The sequence below is a fragment of the Thalassovita litoralis genome (genome assembly GCF_900182725.1).
GTDB lineage: Bacteria > Pseudomonadota > Alphaproteobacteria > Rhodobacterales > Rhodobacteraceae > Thalassobius > Thalassobius litoralis.
Genome location: NZ_FXTO01000001.1, coordinates 68,761 through 88,634, shown reverse-complemented (window position 1 = coordinate 88,634; position 19,874 = coordinate 68,761). Strand labels below are relative to the sequence as shown.

Annotated in this window: 18 protein-coding genes and 1 tRNA gene; 9 read left to right on the top strand and 10 right to left on the bottom strand. The window is 59.9% G+C overall.

The window, feature by feature from the left end:
- The 6 genes from urtC to FN828_RS00415 all read left to right on the top strand — a co-directional run bounded on the left by urtC (nt 1) and on the right by FN828_RS00415 (nt 6,517).
- A complete protein-coding gene (gene urtC / locus FN828_RS00440; protein WP_142491408.1) occupies nt 1-1,233 on the top strand; it encodes an urea ABC transporter permease subunit UrtC in 1,233 nt (410 codons plus the stop codon).
- Entirely contained in the window at nt 1,230-1,970 is a 741-nt protein-coding gene (gene urtD, locus FN828_RS00435; RefSeq protein ID WP_142491407.1) for an urea ABC transporter ATP-binding protein UrtD, read from the top strand. Before urtC ends, urtD begins: the two co-directional genes overlap by 4 nt.
- Nucleotides 1,971-1,973: 3 nt before the next feature.
- A complete protein-coding gene (urtE, locus tag FN828_RS00430; protein ID WP_142491406.1) occupies nt 1,974-2,669 on the top strand; it encodes an urea ABC transporter ATP-binding subunit UrtE in 696 nt (231 codons plus the stop codon).
- A gap of 90 nt (nt 2,670-2,759) precedes the next feature.
- Nucleotides 2,760-2,836: transfer RNA gene (locus FN828_RS00425), tRNA-Met, on the top strand.
- A gap of 188 nt (nt 2,837-3,024) precedes the next feature.
- Nucleotides 3,025-5,310: an arginine/lysine/ornithine decarboxylase gene (locus FN828_RS00420; protein ID WP_142491405.1), complete on the top strand. Its 2,286-nt coding sequence runs from the start codon at nt 3,025-3,027 to the stop codon at nt 5,308-5,310.
- Nucleotides 5,270-6,517, top strand: coding sequence for an MFS transporter (locus FN828_RS00415; protein ID WP_221930517.1), 1,248 nt, complete (start codon nt 5,270-5,272; stop codon nt 6,515-6,517). Before FN828_RS00420 ends, FN828_RS00415 begins: the two co-directional genes overlap by 41 nt.
- Nucleotides 6,518-6,526: 9 nt before the next feature.
- On the opposite strand, the gene FN828_RS00410 is transcribed toward FN828_RS00415, so the two are convergent.
- The 10 genes from FN828_RS00410 to FN828_RS00365 form a co-directional block, all read right to left on the bottom strand.
- The gene (locus FN828_RS00410) at nt 6,527-6,787 is read right to left on the bottom strand and encodes a GtrA domain-containing protein (RefSeq protein WP_142491404.1); all 261 of its coding nucleotides are present in this window, start codon (nt 6,785-6,787) and stop codon (nt 6,527-6,529) included.
- Nucleotides 6,744-8,297, bottom strand: a complete 1,554-nt coding sequence (locus FN828_RS00405; protein ID WP_142491403.1) for a cytochrome D1 domain-containing protein — start codon at nt 8,295-8,297, stop codon at nt 6,744-6,746. Before FN828_RS00405 ends, FN828_RS00410 begins: the two co-directional genes overlap by 44 nt.
- A 70-nt stretch (nt 8,298-8,367) precedes the next feature.
- Nucleotides 8,368-9,585, bottom strand: a complete 1,218-nt coding sequence (gene nirJ / locus FN828_RS00400; protein WP_142491402.1) for a heme d1 biosynthesis radical SAM protein NirJ — start codon at nt 9,583-9,585, stop codon at nt 8,368-8,370.
- Nucleotides 9,586-9,588: 3 nt separating this feature from the next.
- Nucleotides 9,589-10,074, bottom strand: a complete 486-nt coding sequence (ahbB, locus tag FN828_RS00395) for a siroheme decarboxylase subunit beta (RefSeq protein WP_142491401.1) — start codon at nt 10,072-10,074, stop codon at nt 9,589-9,591.
- Nucleotides 10,071-10,544: an Lrp/AsnC family transcriptional regulator gene (locus FN828_RS00390; RefSeq protein ID WP_142491400.1), complete on the bottom strand. Its 474-nt coding sequence runs from the start codon at nt 10,542-10,544 to the stop codon at nt 10,071-10,073. The genes ahbB (FN828_RS00395) and FN828_RS00390 overlap by 4 nt, the downstream gene beginning before the upstream one ends.
- Before the next feature lies 1 nt (nt 10,545).
- Nucleotides 10,546-11,538: a siroheme decarboxylase subunit beta gene (ahbB, locus tag FN828_RS00385; protein ID WP_142491399.1), complete on the bottom strand. Its 993-nt coding sequence runs from the start codon at nt 11,536-11,538 to the stop codon at nt 10,546-10,548.
- A 3-nt stretch (nt 11,539-11,541) separates the two neighbouring features.
- Nucleotides 11,542-12,693 (bottom strand): cytochrome D1 domain-containing protein, encoded by a 1,152-nt coding sequence (locus FN828_RS00380; RefSeq protein WP_142491398.1) that lies wholly within the window; start codon nt 12,691-12,693, stop codon nt 11,542-11,544.
- Nucleotides 12,693-13,013, bottom strand: coding sequence for a c-type cytochrome (locus tag FN828_RS00375; RefSeq protein WP_142491397.1), 321 nt, complete (start codon nt 13,011-13,013; stop codon nt 12,693-12,695). The genes FN828_RS00380 and FN828_RS00375 overlap by 1 nt, the downstream gene beginning before the upstream one ends.
- On the bottom strand, nt 13,006-13,788 hold the full coding sequence (cobA, locus tag FN828_RS00370) for a uroporphyrinogen-III C-methyltransferase (RefSeq protein ID WP_142491396.1): 783 nt from the start codon (nt 13,786-13,788) through the stop codon (nt 13,006-13,008). The genes FN828_RS00375 and cobA overlap by 8 nt, the downstream gene beginning before the upstream one ends.
- A gap of 71 nt (nt 13,789-13,859) precedes the next feature.
- Nucleotides 13,860-15,614, bottom strand: coding sequence for a nitrite reductase (locus FN828_RS00365; RefSeq protein WP_142491395.1), 1,755 nt, complete (start codon nt 15,612-15,614; stop codon nt 13,860-13,862).
- A gap of 134 nt (nt 15,615-15,748) precedes the next feature.
- Here FN828_RS00365 and FN828_RS00360 point away from each other — a divergent pair, with 134 nt between their 5' ends.
- From FN828_RS00360 to FN828_RS00350, 3 genes are read left to right on the top strand one after another with little or no spacing between them, the layout of a single operon-like run.
- Entirely contained in the window at nt 15,749-17,782 is a 2,034-nt protein-coding gene (locus FN828_RS00360; protein WP_142491394.1) for a 4Fe-4S binding protein, read from the top strand.
- Entirely contained in the window at nt 17,782-18,993 is a 1,212-nt protein-coding gene (locus FN828_RS00355) for an NnrS family protein (RefSeq protein ID WP_142491393.1), read from the top strand. The genes FN828_RS00360 and FN828_RS00355 overlap by 1 nt, the downstream gene beginning before the upstream one ends.
- Entirely contained in the window at nt 18,990-19,862 is an 873-nt protein-coding gene (locus FN828_RS00350; protein WP_142491392.1) for an FAD:protein FMN transferase, read from the top strand. Before FN828_RS00355 ends, FN828_RS00350 begins: the two co-directional genes overlap by 4 nt.
- Nucleotides 19,863-19,874: the final 12 nt, after the last annotated feature.

Here is a 19,874-nt window from a genome sequence, read left to right as displayed (position 1 = left end):
ATGAAAAACACCTTCCTTATGCGGAACCCTTCGGTGTTGATTTTTCTGGGCGTGCTGGCGTTATTCACCCTGTCCGTCACGTTGCTGTCCGAAGCCACAGGCGCGGCGCTGATTTCCACCTCTTTCGTGAAAACGCTGGGCAAGACGCTGTGCCTGTGTCTGATCGCCATCGCGATGGATTTGGTGTGGGGCTATTGCGGCATCCTTTCGCTGGGGCATTTCGCGTTCTTCGGGCTGGGTGGCTACATGGTGGGGATGTGGCTGATGTATGAACGCACACGGGGCATTGTCGAAACCTCGTTGGCGCAGGCCCAGATCCCGCCAACACCGCAAGAGGTGGTGGACGCCATCGGCACGCAGATATTCGGCGTGGTCGGCAGCAGTGATTTCCCGCTGGTCTGGGCCTTTGCCGACAGCCTGCCGATCCAGTTGGCGCTGGTGGTTCTGGTGCCCGGTCTGCTGGCGCTGGTGTTCGGCTGGCTGGCCTTCCGCAGCCGGGTGACGGGGGTTTACCTGTCAATCCTGACGCAGGCGATGACGCTGGCGTTGTCGCTGTACCTGTTCCAAAATGATAGCGGTTTGCGCGGCAACAACGGGTTGTCGGGGTTGCAAAACCTGCCGGGGCTGGACGAAGTGCCGCAAAGCGTGGTGTCGATCTGGTTCTTCTGGGTATCGGCGCTGGCGCTGGGGCTGGGCTATGTTCTGGCGGCGTGGGTGGTGTCGGGCAAGTTCGGTTCGGTCATTCGTGGTATTCGGGACGATGAACAGCGGGTCAGGTTCCTTGGCTATTCGGTCGAAGGTTACAAGCTGTTCATTTTCGTGCTGACGGCGATGATCGCAGGGGTGGCCGGGGCGCTCTATTACCCGCAGGCGGGCATTATCAATCCGGCGGAAATCGCGCCGATTGCCTCGATCTATCTGGCGGTGTGGGTGGCGATTGGCGGGCGCGGGCGGTTGTATGGCGCGGTGATCGGCGCGGCGCTGGTGTCGCTGGTGTCGACATGGTTCACCGGCGGGCAGGCGCCTGATGTGCCGCTGGGGTTCTATACGATCAAATGGGTGGATTGGTGGCAGGTGTTGCTGGGGGGCAGCTTCGTTCTGGTCACGCTATTCGCGCCCAAGGGCATCGGGGGACTGTTCGATCTGGCGCAGGGGATCGTTGCGCCGCGCCGCCACGGGCAGGCGCTTGGCCCCGGTCAGGGCGCATTGCAGGAAAAGGAGGCACAGGAATGACCACCCTTCTGGAAGTGTCCGGCGTGTCCGTCAGCTTTGACGGGTTCAAGGCGATCAACAATCTGTCCTTTCAGATCGGCAATGCCGAGATGCGGGCCATCATTGGCCCGAACGGGGCGGGCAAGACTACGTTCATGGACATCATCACCGGAAAGACCCGCCCCGATCAGGGCCGGGTGATCTGGGGTGAAAAATCCGTGTCCCTGCTAAAGATGAGCGAGGCGCAGATTGCCCGCGCGGGTGTGGGCCGCAAATTCCAGCGCCCGACCGTGTTCGAGGACCAAACCGTATTCGACAACCTGCTGATGGCGCTGAAAAATGATCGCTCGCCGTGGCGGGTGTTGATGTTCAAGCCGAAATTCAGGGATTTGGGCAAGGCCGAGGAACTGGCCAGCGAAATCGGCCTGTCGGATGAGATTCATCGCAAAGCCGGGGAGCTGTCGCACGGCCAAAAGCAATGGCTGGAAATCGGGATGCTGCTGGCGCAGGAACCGCGTCTGTTGCTGGTGGATGAACCCGCTGCTGGGATGACCCTGGCGGAACGCGAACACACCACCGATATTCTGGTCGAAGCGGCGAAAACCCGTGCGGTGGTGGTGGTGGAACATGACATGGAATTCGTCCGCCGCCTGAACTGCAAGGTCACGGTGTTGCACGAAGGCAGCGTTCTGGCCGAAGGATCATTGGACCATGTGACGGCCAATCAGGATGTGATTGATGTATATCTGGGGCGCTAAGCAATGCTGAAAACTGATAATCTGACCCTGCATTATGGCAGTTCGCAAATTCTGAACGGTATCAGCATGGATGCGCAGGTGGGCGAAGTCACCTGTGTGATGGGAACGAATGGCGTGGGCAAAACCAGCCTGCTAAAGGCGATTTCCGGCACCCATCCGCGATCGGGCGGGGGGATCGAACTGGATGGCGAACAGATCGGGCGCTTGCCTGCCCATGCGCTTGCCCGCAAGGGGGTGGGATATGTGCCGCAGGGGCGCGATATTTTTCCGCTGCTGACCGTGCGTGAAAATCTGGAAACCGGCTTTGCCTGTCTGCCGCGATCCGAACATTTCATCCCAGACGAGGTGTTCGAGCTGTTCCCGATCCTGAAGGATTTCCTGCACCGGCGCGGCGGCGATCTATCCGGCGGGCAGCAACAGCAGCTTGCGATTGCGCGGGCCATGATCACCAAACCCAAGCTGCTGCTTCTGGACGAACCGACCGAGGGCATCCAGCCCAATATCATTCAGCAGATTGGCCGGGTGATCGAATACCTGCGCGATCAGGGGAATATGGCGATTGTGCTGGTCGAACAGTATTTCGACTTTGCCTATGGTCTGGCGGACAAATTCGTGGTGATGCGCCGGGGGGCGGTGCTGAAACAGGGAACCAAAGCAGAATTGACACGGGACGAACTGGTTCAGGCCGTATCGGTCTGAGCGGTTTCGGCGCCATTCGGAAAAATCCGCAATTTCCTGCGATTTCTCCCTTGACGCCGCCGCCCTGCTTTCGTAATTCGCTCCCACTTCGGCGGAGTAGCTCAGTTGGTTAGAGCAGCGGAATCATAATCCGCGTGTCGGGGGTTCAAGTCCCTCCTCCGCTACCATTCCACTATTCTTAAAAGTGGTCACACTTCCTTCAAAAATTGGCTCTATATCCGGTCTGGTTTGGCTTGGGCACTTGATGTTGCGCTTGGTTTGGCGCGGCGTTGCTTGTGTGTTTGCCGGGCCTTGACGGGGGCGATGGGTACGTAAGAATAGGCAAGGTCGTCTGCGCCGCCATTAGGAGAGATTCATGAAATTTCGGTTCCCCATCGTAATCATCGACGAAGATTTCCGGTCCGAGAATACCTCGGGGTTGGGGATTCGTGCCTTGGCTGGCGCGATAGAGCGGGAGGGGTTCGAGGTGCTGGGCGTCACCAGCTATGGCGACCTGTCGCAATTCGCGCAGCAACAAAGCCGGGCCTCGGCCTTTGTGCTGTCGATTGATGACGAAGAATTCAGCCCCGGCCCCGATCTGGACCCGGCAGTGGTGAATCTGCGTAATTTCATCGAAGAAGTGCGTTGGAAAAACGCCGATGTGCCGATCTATGTCTATGGGGAAACCAAGACCAGCCGCCACCTGCCCAATGACATCTTGCGGGAATTGCACGGCTTTATCCACATGTTCGAGGATACACCGGACTTTGTGGCCAAGCACATCATCCGCGAGGCGAAAAGCTATCTGGAGGGTATCCAGCCGCCGTTTTTCAAAGAGCTGCTGGATTACGCCGAGGACGGATCATATTCGTGGCATTGTCCGGGGCATTCTGGTGGGGTGGCGTTCCTGAAATCGCCCATCGGCCAGATGTATCACCAGTTCTATGGGGAAAATATGCTGCGGGCGGATGTGTGTAACGCCGTCGAAGAACTGGGGCAATTGCTGGACCATAACGGCGCCATCGGGGCGTCCGAACGCAACGCGGCGCGGATTTTCAATGCGGATCACTGTTTCTTTGTGACCAATGGCACCTCGACCAGTAACAAGATGGTCTGGCATCACACGGTTGCGCCGGGGGATGTCGTTGTGGTGGACCGCAATTGCCACAAGTCAATCTTGCATTCGATCATCATGACCGGCGCGATTCCGGTGTTTTTGAAGCCGACACGCAACCATTGGGGTATTATCGGTCCGATCCAGCGGTCCGAGTTTGAGCCGGAGATGATCAAGACCAAGATCAAGGCTAACCCGCTGCTAGAGGGGGTGGACCCCGAAACCGTTAAGCCGCGCATCATGACGCTGACCCAGTCGACATATGACGGGGTGCTGTACAATACGGAAGAGATCAAATGCCTGTTGGATGGCTATGTCGAAAATCTGCATTTCGACGAGGCATGGCTGCCCCACGCGGCGTTCCACCCGTTCTATGGCACCTATCACTCGATGGGGCGGAAACGCGGGCGGACGCAGCATTCGGTGACTTATGCCACGCAATCGGTTCACAAACTGCTGGCCGGGATCAGTCAGGCCAGTCATGTGTTGGTGCAGGATTCGCAAGAAACCAAACTGGACCGACACCTGTTCAACGAGGCGTATCTGATGCACACCTCGACCAGCCCGCAATATTCGATCATCGCAAGCTGTGATGTGGCGGCGGCCATGATGGAACCGCCGGGCGGTACGGCACTGGTCGAAGAAAGCCTGATGGAGGCATTGGATTTCCGCCGTGCCATGCGCAAGGTGGACGAAGAGTTTGGCAACGACTGGTGGTTCCAGGTCTGGGGACCGGATGAGCTGGCGGAAGAAGGCATTGGCCGCGCTAAGGATTGGGAACTGAAAAAGACCGATCGCGACGGTGTCGAAAGCTCGGGCGAGGACGCTTGGCATGGCTTTGGCGACATGGCGCGCGGGTTCAACATGCTGGACCCGATCAAGGCCACGATCATCACGCCCGGCCTGAATATAGACGGTCGTTTTGAAGAAACGGGGATTCCTGCCTCGATCGTGTCGAAATACCTGACGGAACACGGTGTCGTGGTGGAAAAAACCGGGCTTTACAGCTTCTTCATCATGTTCACCATCGGGATCACCAAGGGGCGGTGGAATACGCTGTTGGCGGCCTTGCAGCAGTTCAAGGACGATTACGACAAAAACCAACCGCTGTGGCGGGTGATGCCGGAATTCAGCGCGAAACAGTCCCGATATGAACGGATGGGCCTGCGCGATCTGTGCCAGCATGTGCATATGATGTATGCGAAATACGATGTCGCGCGCCTGTCGACGGAAATCTATCTGTCCGATCACCACCCCGCGATGACGCCCAGCGACGCGTATTCCCATATCGCGCGGCGCAAAACGGAACGGGTGCCGATTGATGATCTGGAAGGGCGGATTACGACCAGCTTGGTCACGCCCTATCCGCCGGGTATTCCGTTGCTGATCCCCGGAGAGGTCTTTAACGCCAAGATCGTGGAATACCTGCGGTTTAACCGTGAATTTGCCCGTGAATGTCCGGGGTTTGAAACCGATATTCACGGTCTGGTCCAAGAGATCGGGGAACATGGCGAAGCCCAATATTTCGCCGATTGCGTGGCTGAATGACAGGCAAAACCGTAGGTCTGCAATGATCCTGTCACAGCGGTCACAAGTGATTTCTGCGCTTGGGATCGTGATGATCCTGACGTGGGGCAGCAGTTTTTATCTGCTGGCCGTTTTGGCGGAACCGATCCGGTTGGAAACCGGATGGGGTGCTGGCGCGGTGACAGCAGGGGTGTCGTTGGCGTTGCTGGCGTCGGGGCTTGCATCGGGTTGGGTTGGGCGACTGATCCAGCGTGATGGCGGGCGGCGGGTTCTGGCGGGGGGCATCACGTTGATTGCCGCTGGTCTGGTCTTGCTGGGGCTGTCCCGGTCGCTGCCGGTCTATCTGGTTGCATGGGCCGTGATCGGGCTGGGTATGGCCGGGGCGCTGTATGATGCGGCGTTTTCCACGTTGGGGCGTATCTATGGCCGCGAGGCGCGGTCTGCGATCACGACGCTGACCCTGTGGGGTGGGTTTGCCAGTACGGTGTGTTGGCCCGTTTCGGCCTTTCTGGTGGAACTGGTGGGCTGGCGAGGAACATGTTTCGCCTATGCTGCGCTAAATCTGGGTGTTTGTCTGCCGCTGTGCTGGATCGTGTTGCCGCGTGTTCCGCCTGTTTTGACGGTGGCCACACCGGACCCGGCCCTGCCTGTGCCAGCATCCCAATATGGGCTGCGGTTTTGGTGTCTGGCCATTGCAGGGGCAATGCTGGCGATGGTGTCGTCGATCTGGTCGGTGCATCTGATCACGATCATGACGGCACAGGGCTATGCGCTGGCGGCTGCCGTCGCATTGGGAACGCTGATCGGCCCCGCGCAGGTCGGGGCGCGTGTTTTGGAAATGATGGGGCGGGGCAGGCATCACCCGATTTGGACGATGATGGCCTCGACCGGGCTGGTTTTGCTGGGGTTTCTGGGGTTGGTGCTGGAAATTCCAGCCAGTGCCGCTTTGGTGGCCTATGGCGCGGGGAACGGATTGTGGTCGATTGCGCGGGGGGCTTTGCCCTTGTCGATCTTTGCGCCCGAGGATTACGCGCTGATCATGGGGCGACTGGCGGGGCCGGTGTTGGTTGCGTCGGCGGTGGCGCCACTGTTGGGGGCGCTGCTGATTCAGCATTATGGGGCGGCCGCAATGCTGTGGGTGTTGATGATGGGCGCGGTGGTTCCGGTTGCCGCGGCGGTCATCCTGTATTGGGACATTCTGCGGGACCGCCAGATACACAGCCTCTAGCCGCAGGGTTTACCGGCCTTCGGCCTCGTCGATCAGGCCTTGTACCCAGCGGGTTGCCAGCCAATTCGCGGGAACCCCCAGCGGAATTGCCAGCAACAGGGCGATATGCGGCGGCATTGCTGGCACCCCTACGGCCTGTAACATCAGGAAAAGCAGGAACAGGTTGATCGCCACCGCCGCCGCTGAAAACGGATACAGCAAAAGCTGCAATTTCAGCGGTGCGCGCTTAGTGGCTGGTGCCGTCCGAGAATGTGATTTTGTTCCAGACATTATATTTCCCCGAAGGTTTGCGCATTGGCAGGCGGCGAACCTCCTCCAGCGTTTCGGCGTCATAGACGATCACGGCCCCGTCGTCTTCCCATATGGACACCAGCGCATATTTGCCGGTCTTGGTGAATTCGATATGGGCCACGGTTTTCCCCGGTGCCGGGTCCAGCGTTTTTACGATCTCCAGCGTGTCCTTGTCGATGATGTGCATCTTGTCCTTGTTGGGACCAAAGAACACATCGGCCCAGACATAGGGCGTATTTTCGTGACTGCGCAGGAAAAAGCCCGGTCCCAGCGTGTCGATTACCTTGACGATAGACCAGTCGCGCGTGTCGATGACGCTTAGCTTGCCTTCTTTCAGGTGCGGGGTCGCCATGACGGTATGTCCGCGCCGTTGCCACGAAATGCCAGACCCCAGATGGGGCATCCCCGGCAGGGGCAGTTCCGCGACCTCGCGCCCTACGTCCAGATTGACCACCACGCCCTTATCCCCGGTGCGGCTGGCCCCGATCAGGTTGCGGTAATCCGAGGTGAAGAAGAAATCGTCCAGCGGTTCGTTAATCATGATCCGGCGGCGGGCGAACAGGCCGTGTTCTTCGGCCAATGCCTCTTTCATCCCGGATTCGTGCCTGTGAACAAACCCTTCGTGAAATGGCCCGGCATCTTCGGTGGTGCCGATTTCCCAGATCTCCGGCGCGTCTTTCAGGGCCAGAATGAAGCTTTCGCGCTGGGGGGCCTGATACACCGCAGATACGCGGCTGGATGTGCCATCCCGCGCGGTGATGTCCCGAATTGCGGCAACGCTCAGATCGTCAGTCGACAGGATCGTCAGGCTGTGGGGCAGATAATTGGCAACGGCCAGCCATTTGCCGTCTGCGCTCATGGCGATGTTGCGGCTGTTGATCCCGGCGCGGATGCGCCCCACTTCTTTCAGGGACCAGATGTCATATTTCTGCACCCAGCCATCCCGCGACATGACAAATACGTAGCGCCCGTCGGGGCTGAACTTTGGCCCGCCATGTACGGCGAATGGGGTGGGGAAACGATCCAGAACCTCGAACGTATCGCCATTCAGAACGCTGATATGGTGGTCGCCAGTTTCCACGACCAACGTGATATTCATCGGATCGGCATCAAAGACCGGGGCAGGCGCGGGCAAGTAGTCCTCGGCCATAACGCGGGTCGCGGTGATTTCCTCGGCGGTCCATTGCGGGATGTTCGGCAGGGGGCTGGAAATAAAGAGGGCAACAGCCTCGACCTCGGCGGCGGACAGGGTGGCCCCAAAGGCGGGCATTTGCGTGGCGACCCGGCCATTGGCGATGATCCCGCTTAACGATTGCCCGCGCAAGCGCCCCAGTGCCTCGGGGATCAGGGCCGGGCCAATGCCGCCCAGCCGGGTTTCGCTGTGGCAGGACGCGCAAAGGTCGATGTAGATTTCTTGGCCATCAGGATCGGCCTGCACGGATGATCCGGCAATTATCGCCGCCCCTAAGACCGGCGCCAGCCATTTCATCTTGCCAAAAATACTCCGGGGTCCGGGGCAGCGCCCCGGCCTTGCCTCGATCACAGGCGCGAATGTCGGATCAGAAAAAACGATGCGCGGGGTCATGGCTTTTGCCTCGGAATGGGGTCACGGTCAGGCGGTCGGCATCTTCCAGCCCGATTTCAGCATTCGAGAAGTAGCAGGCGGGATCTTCGGCCCACGGATCGCCGGAAATTTGCAGCGCACGAATGCGGGTATTGCCGCCGCAGACATGTTTGAAAGCGCAGTCGCCGCAGCGTCCCTTCAGCGGGCGGGGGCGTTGGCGTAGGGTGGCCAGCATCGGGTCATCCCCGGTCCACAGGTCCGTGAACGGTGTCTGTTTGACGTTGCCGACGGTATAGGACGACCAATAGGTATCCGGGTGGACGGTTCCCAGCGGGCCGATATTCGCCACACCCAACCCGGATGAATTGCCGCCCCATGCTTCCAGATGGCGTTCGACATGGGCGGCTTTATCTGCGTCGAAATTCTTGCGCACCCATTTCAGGAAATAGACGGCATCGGCATCATTGTTGCCGGTGACGATTTCCAGCGGTTCGTTTTCGGCCACGGCAATCCATGCACGATCAATCAGGATATCCATCGCCTTGCGGGTTCGAAGATGGTGGGTGTCGTCGCCCCGGTTTTTATCCCCCCGGCCCGCATAAACCAGATGCGACAGGTAAAACTTGTCCACGCCTTCGGCGTCGCACAGGTCCAGCATATCCTCTAGCATATGTGCGTTTTGTTCGGTCAGGGTGAACCGCAGGCCAACCTTGATGCCGCGTTTTTTGCATTCGCGGACGCCTTGCATGGCTTCGGCAAAGGCCCCTTCCTGCCCGCGGAACCAGTCGTTGAAATCTTTTAGCCCGTCGATCGAAATGCCCACATAGTCGAAATTCAGATCGGCCACGCGGGCTACGTTGTCACCCACCAGCTTCGTGCCGTTGGTGGACAGCGCCAGATAGCGAAAATTCAATGCGCGGGCGCGTTCGGCCAGATCGAAGAAATCGAAACGGGACAGCGGTTCGCCCCCCGACAGGATCAGCGCGGGAATGCCGAACCCGTTCAGATCGTCCAGAACGCCCATTGCCTGTTCGTGGCTCAGTTCCCCCGGAAAATCCACATCGGCGGACGTGGTATAGCAATGGCGGCATTTCAGATTGCAACGCCGGGTCAGGTTCCAGATCACCACGGGCTTTACCGGGCCGCTGCCGCGTCGGGCGCGGATCGGGGTGGGGTGGACCAGCTCTTTCATATATTGGGTCAGGCGGAACATGGGTCAGGCTCCTTCGGACAGGCGCATTCCGGTTTTTTTCAGAATGCGGGAAGAATACAAGATATCATCGGACCGGCAGGCATCGCCCAGCAGGTCACGCACGGCGGTGCGGTGGGTTTCCACCGCGTTGCGATCAGTGCCATGTAGCATGGCAAACAGGTTATAAGGCCAGTCGGGCAGGGCGCGGGGACGCAGATAGCAATGACTGACAAAATCCAGCGCCCCAACCTGTGCGCCCAGCGTCTCGGCGTGGGTGTCGTCCACGTCCCAGACGCTCATGCCGTTGGCAACAACCCCCAAGGCGTAGTGATTGGGCGCAACCGCAATGCGGCGGATCACGCCACGGGATAGCATGGCGTCTAACCGGCTGATCACTTCGGCTTCGTCCAGACCCAACCAGCCAGCAACCTCGGCATAGGGGGCGGCGACCAAGGGCAGTCCCGCTTGCGTTGCGGCCAGTATTTTCCGATCTGTTGCGTCGATGCTCATGCTGTGACTCTGAAGCCGATAAAGAATTCCTTGAGTTTCGGAAAGCGCAGGACGGTCAGCCCGGTTTCTGCCTCGATCCGGTCCGCCACCTTGTTGATCTGGCTGGGCTGATCGCAGGCCAGCACGAACCACATGTTCAGGCGGTGGACACGTTCATAATTATGCGCCACCTCGGGGTGTGCATTGACCAAAGTCATGACTTCGTCGAAACGATCCGATGGAACGGCGATGGCGCACAGGCAAAATGCGCCGCCCATCGCGGCAGCATCCAGAAACGGGCCAAATCGTGTGATCGCGCCCAGTTCCCGCAGACGGGACACGCGGTTGATGACGTCATCTTCGGCCAGGTCCATTTCAGCGCCAATTTCCGCAAACGGGTGCGACGTCAGCGGAAACCCATCCTGCAACCGATTCAGCAGGGCGCGGTCGGTGGCATCCAGCGTATCGGGGGCAAGCGGTTGGCGGCGCATGTCAGGCGACCTTTCTGTTTGAACGGTGCAATTCAGCGCCCGTTTGTTTGTAGCAATGGACCGAAAACAGGGGTTGATGTGGAACGCCCACCAGTTCCGGCAGGGATGCGGCGGCTGCCAGAGTGTCCTGTGCTTCCTGACGGCTGCGGGCGTGGATCATGGAATACAGGTTATAATCCCAAACCCCCGGTACGGTGCGTCGCTGATAGCATAGCGTGATTCCCGGATGGGCGGCCAATGCCTCGCCTGCGGGGATCAGGCGGTCTTCGGGGACCTGCCAGACAACCATCGCATTCGCGGACCAGCCTACGGCACGGTGGCGAACGATCACGCCAATCCGGGTCAGGATACCGCCATCCGATAGCGCCCGGATACGCGCCAGAACGGCGGTTTCCGGCATATCCAAATCGGTTGCCAGATCGGCAAACGGGGTAGGGGTCAGCGGCAACCCTTGGGCCAGTGCATGAAGGATCGGGCGGTCCTGTTCCTGTAGGGTGGACATATCCGGCGCGGTACGGCGGCGGGGGACTTTGTGATCCCCGGACAGTGAAAACCCGAGGTCGATGTTGAACGGGCGGACAAGCCGCAGGTCCAGCACCGCCAGCCCGGTATCGTCGCGGATCGCCTGAAGCGATGCTTCCAGTGCGGTCTGATCGGGGGCGGTGTTGACGAACCAAAGGTTCCAGTCATTTTCCCGCAGATAGGAATGATTTACCCCGCTTTCCTGCCCAACGCGGGCGGCAACCTGTTCCAGACGGTCCTCGGGGATGGACATCGCCGCCAAGGTCGATGCTCCGGCGGTGTTTGGGCGCACGGTGCCACCAACGCGGGCAATCCGGCCCGCTGCCTGTAGCGCCTGAAGGCGTGTCAGAACCTCGGTTTCGGTTGTGCCGATCTGCGTTGCGATCTGCGCAAAAGGGTGGGGGATCAGCGGGAAATCCCGCTGAAAATCGTCTAACAGGCGACGGTCAAGATGATGCAGGCCGGACAGCATGATTTATAGCCCCGGCTGATGCGCGCGGGCCGTAAAAAAGATGCCCGAAGGTGCCTGTGCCGCGATTTCCGCTTTCTTTTCAAAGGTGCGGGTGTCGTAGATCACGATCTTGTTTTCATCACGGACGGAAACCCAAACCTCGGCCCCGCGCGGGGCGAATTCCATATGCAGAACCGCCTTGCCGGGTTCCAGCGTTTTGACCACCTGATGCGTGCGCGAATCCACGACTTGCACAACGCCGTTGCGCGGGGTGGCGAAGTTCACCCAAACATAGGGCGAGGCAGGTTGCGCGATAATGAAAACGGGCTGCCCATGAACCGGGGTGGTTGCCACCTGTTCCAGGGTTTCACGGTTGACCCATAGCAGATCGTACTGGCCCACGGCAGGCAGAACAAACTGCCCTTCGGTAAAAGCCCAGCCTTGCAGGTGGGGCATTTTGTAGACCGGCATATCCTCTTTGTCTTTGCCATAGTCGTTCAGGAACCGGGTGGGTTTGGGCGTGTCATCCCACAGGTCGATTGCGGTGACGCCTTTTTCACCGAACAACCCGATCAGATAGGTATGGGCGTCATCCGTCACCACGGCGTCAAACGGGTTTTTGCCAATGTGGCCCAGATTGGTAATCACGGGTTCCGCGCCGGAAAAGTCACCCAGATAGGCCTCGCCCGAATCCCAGACGGCCCAGATAAAGCGGCGACCGGGTAAATCGGCCAGCCCGATTGTTTTGCCCGGTGCGGGAATATCCGCGACCAGCGCCAGCGTGTCGGCATCGAATACTTTGACCCCGCCGGGAGTATAGTTGGAAACGGCCACCAGTTTGCCATCGTCAGAAATCGCGCCGCCGATGGAATTGCCCGCCTGAATGGTCCGTGCCACGATTTCATGCGTCAGCATATCCACCTTGGTCAGGCCGCCATCGCGCCCGAACACATAGGCAAAGCGTTCATCGGGGCTGTAGGTCATCGACGCATGGGACAGATCCCCCAGCCCTTCGACCCGGCCAATGGCTGCGCGGTCCGAACGGTCCACCACCAGAAGCGACCCGGTAGCGCGTTCGATAATCAGCCCCAGATCACCCGTGGCACAGCAGGGCGTTTCCGAAAACCCGAAACCGGGCAACAAAGCAAGGGCAGCGGCGGCCAGAAATCGTTTCATTAGTCCTGTTCCCTATTCAGCAAATAAATCGCGATCCACAGCGCCTCTTCTTCGGTCAGAAGGGGACGCCACGGGGGCATGGCGGTGTCCGGCACCCCATCCAGAATGATCGAGGCCAAAGCATCAGGATCGGCACCGTCCAAGGCGGCGGGCGTCAGGGGGCTGCCCAATCCGCCGCGCATTGTCAGCCCGTGGCACGAGCCGCAATCCTGAATGACCATATGTTCCAGTTCCGTTGCGCGATCCTTGCCGATCTCTGCCGTTGCCGGTTGGGGCAGGCAAAGCGCAGCAAGGATCAGGGGCGCAAGGATATCACGCATAGGCCGCGAACCTGTGTGTTTCGGCAATTTCGGCGGCGGTTTGCGGATATAGTGAAACCACATGCCCAATCACAAACAGCACGGGTGCTTCCAACGTGTTGGATTGCAGATCGGTGGCAATTGCATCCAGCGTTGAAATCAGGCGGGCTTCGCGGGGGGTGGTGGCCGAAGCGATTGCCATCACTGGCATGGTGTCGGGCAGCCCGTGCGCCATCAGTTGCGTGGCGATTTCGGGCATGTTCATCGCGCCCATATAAACGACCAGCGTGGTTTCCGCGCTGGCAAGGCTGGCCCAGTCCAAATCCAAAGTGGCGTCTTTTGCGCGGTGTCCGGTGACATAGCGCACACCTGTTGCCAGCCCGCGGTGGGTAAGCGGTACGCCAGTCGAACAGGCCGCCCCTTGGGCAGATGTGATGCCGGGGACATATTCGACCGAAACACCCGCGTCCATCAGGTCGGCGGCTTCTTCGCTGCCGCGCCCAAAGATCAGCGGATCGCCACCTTTCAGGCGGGCGACAGCGCGTCCTTTCAGGGCTTCACTGATCAGAATGTCATTGATCTGTTCCTGCGGTACTTTGTGAAACTTGGGCATTTTACCCACGTCAATCCGGCGCGTGGCTTCGGGCACCAGCGCCATGATTTCAGGCGACACAAGCCGATCAAAGACCACCACATCGGCGGTTTGCAATACGCGCAGCGCCTTGAGCGTCAGAAGCTCGGGGTCGCCGGGACCGGCACCGATGAGGAAGACTTTGCCCTTGGTCAGATCTTTCATTGCTCTGGCTTTCACTGGCTGGATCAGAAAGGCGGGAAGGGGGCAGGAGTCCCCCTTCCCAAGGTGCGGCATCAGTAGATGTCGCCCCGCGTGTTAAAGACGTTGAACTTGCCGGTCGGGGTGATCAGGCGCTTGTCCTTGATGACCTTTTTCAGCTCCAGCGTTTTGTCGTCGACGACAACAATGGCCGATTCTTTGTCTTTCGAGTTCCAGACCGAGAACCACACTTCGGTGCCCTGTTTGTTGAATTCGGGCTGCACCACGCGCGGTTGACCGTCGGCGATCCCGGCCCATTCGCCAATCGGCAGAACGGTGTATTCCGGGGCTTCGCCAGCTTTCATGTCGCTGATCTTGAACACGGCAACCGAAGACGAGGTTTCGGCATCCGGGTTCAGCGGTGCATCGACATACAGGTGGTTCGATTCCGGGTGTGTCTTGATGAACAGCGACCCGCCGCCCAGTGCCTCGAAGCTTTGAACGATTTTCCAAGCGTTGTCGGCATGGCCTTCGGGGTCAGTACCGATCAGCGCAACGGATTCATCACCCAAGTGCGAGGTCGCCCAGACTGGCCCAAGATCGGGGTGCGTGAAGTTCGCGCCACGGCCCGGGTGGGGGGTGGCCCCGCCGGTGTCGGTGATCGCGGTCAGCTTGCCCTCTTTGGTGTCGATCACCACCAGTTTGTTCCGCGCGTTGGCGGCGGTGATGAAATAGCGGTGGGTGCTGTCCAGACCGCCATCGTGAAGGAAGCGTTCGGCTTCGATCTCGGTGGTTTTCAGGTTCTTCAGGTCGGTGTAGTCGACCAGCAGAATTTTCCCGGTTTCCTTGACGTTCACGATGAATTCCGGCCGGTAGTGGCTGGCCAAAATCGCTGCCACGCGCGGTTCGGGGTGATAGGTCTGTTCGTCATAGATATTGCCACGGGTGGACACGATTTTTTTCGGTTCCAGCGTGTCGCCATCCATGATGACGTATTGCGGCGGCCAGTAAGACCCGGCAATCGCGTATTTGTCTTCCCAGCCTTCCATTTTCGACGTTTCGACGGAACGCGCTTCCATGCCGACCTTGATTTCGGCCACGGTCGCAGGGGTTTCCATCCACATGTCGATCATGTTGACCTTGGCATCGCGGCCAATCACGAACAGGTAACGACCCGAGGCCGAAATACGGCTGATGTGTACAGCGTAGCCGGTCTTGATGATGGCGCGCACCTCATAGGTGTTGCCGTCGATCAGGGCGATTTCACCCGCATCGCGCAGGGTGACAGACATCAGGTTTTCGATGTCGATGTCGTTCATTTTCTGGGTCGGGCGATCTTCGGGCTTGACCAGAACTTTCCAGCTATTGCGCATTTCGGGCATACCGAATTCTGGCGGTGCCGGCGGTTCCAGCAGCAGATAGCGCGCCATCAGGTCGATCTGTTCTTCGCTCAGTTCACCCGAGGTTCCCCAGTTCGGCATCCCGGCGGGCGACCCGTAGGTGATGAAGCTGTGCAGATACTCATACCCGTTTTCGCGGGTGATGTCGGTGGTCAGCGGTTTCCCGGTGGCCCCTTTGCGCAGAACGCCGTGGCAACCTGCGCAGCGTTCAAAGTAGATTTTGGTCCCTTGCTGGAACTCTTCCTGCGTCATCACCGGGTCGCCTTCCTTGCGGCCCGGAATTTCAACATTGATTTCAGCCAGCGTCGTCATGGACGGCTGGTAAGCCGCCGCAGGTCCATCCGCGTGGGTTTTCGGTTTCTCGGCCATCGCGGGGGCCGCCAGCATGGTCAAAGCCATTGCTGCGCTGGACATCAGGACGCGACGTGCCTGAGTGAATCGGATCGTCATGGGTATGTCTCCGTTCCCTAGTGAGGCACCTATGAGTCTGTCATCTCACGCGTTTGTGTTCCTTGACTTTCGTTAAGGAGGCCCTAGCGAAACTGAAGGAGTGTTGTTGCATCACGGATGACCGGGATTTGGCGATGTCGCGACTACTGCTTTTACTGTCATTTTGTCTGATCTGCCTTGGCGATGAGTTGACCGCGCAGGGTCTTCTTGCGTCGCACGAGGGGGAAGGCCCGACCGTTCCAACCGCTGCGCAGGCCCAAAACTTGCTGTCGGTTTCTGATGCCGTGGTGCTGAACCGCGTGGAACAGGGCGTGCCGGGCTGGACGGTGCGTCAGGCTGGCGATGTGGTTGGGTATATCGGTTCAACCTGGGAAATTGCGGCCTCGGTTGGTTATTCCGGGCGTCCGCTGGAAGTGCTGGTTGCCGTCACCCCCGATGCTGTGGTCGCAGGGGCTTTGTTGGTGCGCCACAACGAACCTGTGCTGACGTTGGGAATATCGGACAAGGACATCGCCGCCTATGTCAGCGGTTTCGCCGGGCATGACCTGCGCGCCGCATTTTCCGAGCGGGCAGATACCCTGCCGCCCGTCATAAGCCGCGCCACCGTATCAACGGGGGTTATTCGGGATGGCATTTTGCGCACAGCGCGCACCTTGGCCGCCGGGCGTGGGCTGATCGCGTCGGGGGCGGGGATTGATCGCTTACAGCATATCCCTGCTGATTGGGCGCAGGTGATGGAAATGGGCGGGTTGGCTGAAGCGGTCCTGACGATGGATCAAGCGGCCACGGCATTCGCGGGGGCCAAGGTGCCGCTTACGGCTGGGCCGGGTGATTTTCTGCATCTGTGGGCCGGTCTGGTGGACCCGCCCACCGTTGGGCAAAACCTGTTGGGGCAACAGGAATTTACTCGCGCAATCGGTAATCTGGGGCCGGATGATACCGCTTTGGTGGTGATTTCTTCGGGGTTGTATTCCCATCGCGGGACAAACTGGAAACGTTCGGGGGAATTTGACCGGCTGGCCATTGTCCAGGGCGAAACCCGGCTGGTTCCTGCGGCGGATAGCTATCACATGGTCAAACGCCTGCGGATCGACGGTGCGCCCGAGGTCAAGGAAATCAGCTTGTTTCATGTGCCGGGGCAGATTGACCCGTTGCAGCCTTTCCGGGTCGAGGTCACAGCCACCCGTCCCGCAGCAAACGGGCCGGACCTGACAGCGATTGTCGCCGCAGATTATACCTTGCCGCAGGCGTTCCGAACCGCCCCGCCGCCCGAGGATGCGCCGCTTTGGGTATCTGTCTGGCAGCGTAGCCACCTGAAGGTTGGCATTATCGGAACGATGCTGGCGGTGTTGTTCGTGATCTTTCTGGCGCAGGAATGGATTACCCGCCGCCCGAAACTGTGGCGCTATGGACGGATCGGATTTTTGTCTGTCACGCTGTTGGTGCTGGGCTGGGGGCTGAATGGTCAATTGTCCATCGTGCAGGTGGTGGCCTTTGCGCATTCGCTGCTGTCGGGATTCCGCTGGGAAACCTTTTTGATCGAGCCGGGCATTTTCATGCTGTGGTCCTTTGTGGCGCTGGGCGTGCTGTTCTGGGGGCGGGGTGTCTATTGCGGTTGGCTGTGTCCGTTCGGGGCGTTGCAGGAATTGCTGAACGATGCCGCACAGGCGCTGGGCATCCGTCAGATCGCGGTGCCGCAGGCGCTGCATGAGCGGATGTGGATTCTGAAATATTCGGCCTTTATGGCGATTATGGCGCTGTCGTTCTATTCGATGCACGATGCGCTGGTTCTGGCCGAGGTCGAGCCTTTCAAAACCGCGATTTCCATGCGGATGATGCGGGCGTGGCCCTTTGTTTTGTTCGTGCTGCTGTTGCTGTTTGCAGGGCTGTTTATCGAACGCTTTTATTGCCGTTACCTGTGCCCGCTGGGGGCCGGTCTGGCGATACCGTCCAAGCTGAAAATCTTCGACTGGCTGCACCGCCGCCCGCAATGCGGACGGGAATGCCGGATGTGTGAAACGAAATGCACCGTGGGGGCCATTGATTCCGTCGGTCGGATCAACCCCAACGAATGCGTCCTGTGCCTGCGCTGTCAGGTCATCATGAACGATGGCACCCAATGCCCGATCCTGAAACGCCGGGCGCGTACCGCGAAAGGAGCCGAATAATGAGCCGCTTTCCCGTCCTGTTTACCGGGGGATACCGGGTGTTTTTTCTGGCCGCGGGCCTGTTCGCGGTTTTGGCCATGCTGGTATGGGAAGGCTATCTGGCCATCCATGCCGCCGGGGGCATGGTGAACGATCTGCCTTTTGCCCCCGCGCCGCACCTGTGGCACGCGCACGAAATGATCTTTGGCTATGGATCGGCGGCGATCGCGGGCTTCCTGCTGACCGCTGCGCCCAACTGGACGAACACCCGCACCGCGCCGGTTCCGTTCTTTGCGATTGCGTCGGCCCTGTGGTTGGCGGGGCGGGTGGCGATCTGGTGGTCCGGCAGTTTACCCGCGCCCGTGGTGGCCTTGGCCGATCTGGCATTTTTGCCGGTGGTGGGCGGGTCTGTTGCGGCACTGCTGCTGAAACGGTTCAAGCCGCGTCAGTTCATTATCGTGGCGGTGATTGGATTGATCTGGGTTGGCAATCTGCTGGTGCATCTGGAATGGATGGGCTGGACCGATGACAGTGCCGCTGCGGGGCTGCGTGTGGGGCTGTTGTCCATCGTGGCATTGATTACCATTCTGGGGGGGCGCGTTACCCCGGCCTTTACCCGTAACGCCATGATCCGCACGGGCCGGGAAGATGGGTTGCCTGCAACCCCGATGCCCTTGGCTGTTGTGTCGATTGCCGGGGCATTGCTGGTGCCGCTCAGTCTGATTTTTGGCCTTGAACCCGTGGCGGCAATAGCTGCGTTACTGGCTGGCGGGGCTGGGCTGGCCCGGTTGGCGCTGTGGCGCGGGGGATGGACGGTGCGCCAGCCGATCCTGTGGACGTTGCATTTGTCCTATGGGCTGAATGCGCTGGGGCTGCTGCTGTTTGGTGCGGCTTTGCTGGGCTATGGATCAGAGATTGCCGCCCTGCATGTGTTGGGTATCGGCGGTGTGGGCGGAATGACCATGTCGGTGATGTCACGCGCGGCGTTGGGGCATTCGGGGCGGGCTTTGGTGGCGCCGACCCCGGTGGCGCTGGCTTATGCGGTGATCCCGGCGGCAACGGTGCTGCGGTTTGTGGCCTCGGCGTTCCCCGAGCTTTATTTTCCCGGCATCCTGATTTCGGGGGGGCTGTGGATTTTTGCCTTTACGTTGTATGTCGCGGCCTTGTGGCCGGTGTTTTGGGGCGAACGTCAACGCCCCACCCCAGCTGACCGACAGGAGGCCCGGACATGACCCTGACGCGCCGCCGCTTTCTGACATTATCCGCCGCGATGCTGGCAGCCCCGGCCCATGCGGGCAGTATCCAACATTGGCAGGGGCGGGCCTTTGGGGCGGATCTGGAAATCCGTTTGTCCGGGGCGTCCTTTGCGGCGGCGCAAACCCTGTGGCGGGCGGTCACCCGACAGTTGGAGGCGATTGAGCGGCAAGTATCCCTGTATCGCGCGTCTGAAGTGCTACGTTTGAATACGACCGGGGTATTGGTGAACCCCGGTGCGGATATGCGCCAGTTGGTGACGCTGTCGGATCAGGTGTACCGCGCAACCAAAGGCGCGTTCGACCCCACGGTTCAGGCGTTGTGGCAGGCCCACGCTGAAGGCACGGACCCGAAGGATGCACAAACAGGGTGGCAGCACCTGCAACACAACGCGGATGGCCTGCGCCTGCCGCGTGGTATGGCGCTAACCTTCAATGGTATCGCGCAGGGATATGCGGCGGATCGGGTGGCGGCCCTGCTGCGGGCGCGTGGATTTGGCAATGTCCTGATTGATATGGGAGAGGTCCAGGCCCTTGGTGCGCCAGACGGTCAGAAAAACTGGCCGGTGCAGATCGCGGGACCGGATGGGGGCGTGCTGCAACATGTCGGGTTGCGGGATCGGGCGCTGGCCACGTCATCGCCAGCGGCAACGCGGGTGGGGCCGCAGGCTGTGCCGCATATCCTGCATCCTGATGGGCGCAAACCGTTGTGGCAAACAGTGGCGGTGTCTGCTGACAGCGCAGCGGTCGCGGATGCGCTGTCTACAGCGTTCTGCTTGATGACGCGCCCGCAGATTGACACGGCATTGGCACAGTTCCCACAGGCCCGTCTGGAAACCCTGATCTAACCAGCGGGGAAA

Excerpts from the sequence above, each read along its gene's own strand:
- FN828_RS00410 (WP_142491404.1), bottom strand. The coding sequence starts at position 6,787 with ATGTCTGGAACAAAATCACATTCTCGGACGGCACCAGCCACTAAGCGC.
- FN828_RS00360 (WP_142491394.1), top strand. The coding sequence starts at position 15,749 with ATGTCGCGACTACTGCTTTTACTGTCATTTTGTCTGATCTGCCTTGGC.
- FN828_RS00390 (WP_142491400.1), bottom strand. The coding sequence starts at position 10,544 with ATGCGCCGCCAACCGCTTGCCCCCGATACGCTGGATGCCACCGACCGC.
- FN828_RS00365 (WP_142491395.1), bottom strand. The coding sequence starts at position 15,614 with ATGACGATCCGATTCACTCAGGCACGTCGCGTCCTGATGTCCAGCGCA.
- FN828_RS00350 (WP_142491392.1), top strand. The coding sequence starts at position 18,990 with ATGACCCTGACGCGCCGCCGCTTTCTGACATTATCCGCCGCGATGCTG.
- ahbB (WP_142491401.1), bottom strand. The coding sequence starts at position 10,074 with ATGAGCATCGACGCAACAGATCGGAAAATACTGGCCGCAACGCAAGCG.
- cobA (WP_142491396.1), bottom strand. The coding sequence starts at position 13,788 with ATGAAAGATCTGACCAAGGGCAAAGTCTTCCTCATCGGTGCCGGTCCC.
- FN828_RS00415 (WP_221930517.1), top strand. The coding sequence starts at position 5,270 with ATGGCGAAGCCCAATATTTCGCCGATTGCGTGGCTGAATGACAGGCAA.
- FN828_RS00375 (WP_142491397.1), bottom strand. The coding sequence starts at position 13,013 with ATGCGTGATATCCTTGCGCCCCTGATCCTTGCTGCGCTTTGCCTGCCC.
- FN828_RS00405 (WP_142491403.1), bottom strand. The coding sequence starts at position 8,297 with ATGAAATGGCTGGCGCCGGTCTTAGGGGCGGCGATAATTGCCGGATCA.
- urtD (WP_142491407.1), top strand. The coding sequence starts at position 1,230 with ATGACCACCCTTCTGGAAGTGTCCGGCGTGTCCGTCAGCTTTGACGGG.
- urtE (WP_142491406.1), top strand. The coding sequence starts at position 1,974 with ATGCTGAAAACTGATAATCTGACCCTGCATTATGGCAGTTCGCAAATT.
- FN828_RS00380 (WP_142491398.1), bottom strand. The coding sequence starts at position 12,693 with ATGAAACGATTTCTGGCCGCCGCTGCCCTTGCTTTGTTGCCCGGTTTC.
- ahbB (WP_142491399.1), bottom strand. The coding sequence starts at position 11,538 with ATGCTGTCCGGCCTGCATCATCTTGACCGTCGCCTGTTAGACGATTTT.
- FN828_RS00420 (WP_142491405.1), top strand. The coding sequence starts at position 3,025 with ATGAAATTTCGGTTCCCCATCGTAATCATCGACGAAGATTTCCGGTCC.
- nirJ (WP_142491402.1), bottom strand. The coding sequence starts at position 9,585 with ATGTTCCGCCTGACCCAATATATGAAAGAGCTGGTCCACCCCACCCCG.
- FN828_RS00355 (WP_142491393.1), top strand. The coding sequence starts at position 17,782 with ATGAGCCGCTTTCCCGTCCTGTTTACCGGGGGATACCGGGTGTTTTTT.
- urtC (WP_142491408.1), top strand. The coding sequence starts at position 1 with ATGAAAAACACCTTCCTTATGCGGAACCCTTCGGTGTTGATTTTTCTG.